Origin of the sequence: Microcoleus sp. S36b_A4, assembly GCF_036700645.1 — a bacterium.
In the GTDB taxonomy this organism is placed as follows: domain Bacteria; phylum Cyanobacteriota; class Cyanobacteriia; order Cyanobacteriales; family Microcoleaceae; genus Microcoleus.
On record NZ_JAUBPI010000199.1, the window covers coordinates 1 to 2,437 of the forward strand.

General features: G+C 38.8%; 3 protein-coding genes. All 3 read left to right on the forward strand.

Annotated elements, in window-relative coordinates; all coding sequences use genetic code 11:
* A partial coding sequence (locus QUA03_RS28710) for a hypothetical protein (protein ID WP_333217099.1) occupies positions 1 to 432 on the forward strand: 432 nt, incomplete at its 5' end.
* A 1-nt stretch (position 433) separates the two neighbouring features.
* Complete coding sequence (locus tag QUA03_RS28715; RefSeq protein ID WP_333217101.1) at positions 434 to 1,159, forward strand: hypothetical protein; 726 nt, start codon at positions 434 to 436, stop codon at positions 1,157 to 1,159.
* Positions 1,156 to 2,184 carry a hypothetical protein gene (locus tag QUA03_RS28720; protein WP_333217103.1) on the forward strand — a complete coding sequence of 343 codons (1,029 nt, stop codon included), beginning with the start codon at positions 1,156 to 1,158 and terminating at the stop codon, positions 2,182 to 2,184. Before QUA03_RS28715 ends, QUA03_RS28720 begins: the two co-directional genes overlap by 4 nt.
* Positions 2,185 to 2,437: the final 253 nt, after the last annotated feature.

Below are 2,437 nucleotides of genomic sequence, written 5' to 3' on the forward strand. Positions count from 1 at the left end.
TTAGTTACCTCAGTAGATATATTCTCTTTGTTTACTTATCTTAACATAGTTCGGTTTTTTTGCGCCGACCTACTTATACGCGCTGAGGATAAGCCCCTGGAGCTTGTCAGTTCTAGCGGCAGTCAGTCACAAGCTAACCCTGATGCTTTTTGGTTGGCTAATACCTGGCGGCGACCTCTGACTCCTCAAGAACTTGAGCAATATGATTGCTTGCTTAATAAAAGTGGCGGACTTGCTTTATCTGATAAAGTTCTTGATTTGATGCCAAGCTCTCCCAACTCAATCCGCATACCTGCTTTGATGATTGCTGCGATTGATTCTGTGAATTCGCCGATTATGCGGTACGCCGCGGTGGTGATGTACAGCACTGGATTACCTGTCATGCTCATTGCCGGTTTGGTTAAGGCTTGGCGACTAGCGAGTAGGAGGTGATATGCTGCTTCGCTTTGCAAAACTAGCTGGTGGTTTGAGATTATTGATTGCAGAAGTCGCCCCACTTGTTGTGGTTTCGGCTTCGATGTTAAGTGCACGGTCTGCTGCTTATTTGGTGGGGTTTACTTTGGGTTCGATTGGGGCTACTTTGTGGCCCATTGTTGCCGTTTTGATTACGATTGCGGGGATAATTAATCCTGCTTCTCAGGAGGAATGTGATAATTATTATGCTCAAGTTTATGAAATTTCTCAGAGAAATCATATCAGAAATGAGGAAGCATGGCGAACTTGCTGGGGTGATGGTGTGGGTGTTAATACTCCTGAAATTTGTTATGAAGAGGGTGGTCATTATAATTTATGGTCTCCTGAAGTTGTTCCCTGTACTCCTCCTGATTGTAATGGCAAAAAAGTTTGGCTACAAACAATTTGGGCAAGTCCTTCTGAGTTTGCATCTCAATCTAAAGGGTGTTTTTTAATTGGATATTCTTACGCAGAAGTTGATGGTTTGAAAATAGAATATAATCCATTTAAAATTCCTGAGCCTTTTTTAATTTCTCGCGCTTTGTATCATCATTTAGTTGCTGGTACTAGATTTAAGCAATTAAACGATGATGAATGGAAGGATTTAGAAAGTTCTTCAGGATGGGACAAAGGTTATTGGAATGCTGAGTTTACTGATGTAGAATGCAGGGGTTGGCGCCCCGGATGGAGTAACAAAGTAAAATGATTAAATTGTTTTTTAATGGTTTGAAGCTTGGCTTAATTATTAACCTTTTTGGGTTTGTTTTCGGATTGATTGTCTATACTTTGTTAATTGAATTTTGGTTGTCTAAACCTGTTGAGCCTTTTAAAATTCCTTTAAAATTGGGAACAGTGGTTGATTCAGTTCGACTGTTTGACAAATTAACTCCTAATCGACATATTAGACAATATTGGGCAAATATTGAAAATAATTTTAGTTATTTTGTAATTGAATATCAGTTAAGAGAAGATTTTTATCATCATGAATCTCCTCGATTGATGCGTTGGTGTGAGGAATATGATTGTGTTGCCCATAGAATTAAGTTTTTAGATTCAAGGACTAAACAATTCTCAACATTTACTCTTGATGATTGGTTCACCAATCAGTACATGATTTTTAACAAGCCAGAGTATGAAGTTTTTAAACTTAAGGTATATTTAAATAGTTTGCCTTCTGGCTCCACTGTAATTATTAGTGAGCCATTTAGCTCTTTCGATCGCCCTCAAGTTTTCCAGAAATTCTCTGAATGGGTTTTAGCGCTGCGCTCTCAACATCCTCAACTTAAATTTGAAATTGGATTGCAGATTCACTTGCAGTGGGCTGATGCGTTTTGGTTCAAGAATTACTGGATATTAGAGAAGCTCTCTCAGTTTTCTAAAACTCATAGTTATCCTTGGGGTGTAAGTGAATTTTCAACTTATGACCAAATTTGGAAGCGTCGGATTCGAGGTCGTAGTGCTACCGATCGCCTTTTTTACAAAATTGAAGGTTTAATCCCTCGTCGGCTCCGTCGTGCTGTGGTTTTGCATGGCAGTTACATAATTCATCGTGACTCGGTAAAATATGGTGCTGTGCGATTTACGGAATGGGGGAATATTCAGCAAACAGCCTGGTTTGTGCGTGAGATTGATGTTGATTATGATGCAAATTATGAGCTGTTTGATTCTAGCGGCACCCCGACTGTTTTATGGTGGGCTGGGATGAGAGGGTTGAAAGATGGTCAGAATTAGTTATAATTTGTAAAAAATATTCTTTTCTATGTTTTATTTGAAATCTAATTCTAGAGTTTTGGTTGGCAATTGTGCAATTCCTGATAATTTGATTGCTCAGTATATTGCAATACTTCGGACAGTTTTGGAACAGGGACGCTCCCCGAACAGAGACAAAAAATCCCTGGAATTTTAACCGAAACTCCCAAAAAAAGGCACTTTTTAGATTAAGCTCAAAAAATAGACGAACTTAAAAAAATGCCTGATGAATATT

Coding starts and splice junctions, on each gene's coding strand:
- QUA03_RS28715 (WP_333217101.1), top strand. CDS start 434: ATGCTGCTTCGCTTTGCAAAACTAGCTGGTGGTTTGAGATTATTGATT.
- QUA03_RS28720 (WP_333217103.1), top strand. CDS start 1,156: ATGATTAAATTGTTTTTTAATGGTTTGAAGCTTGGCTTAATTATTAAC.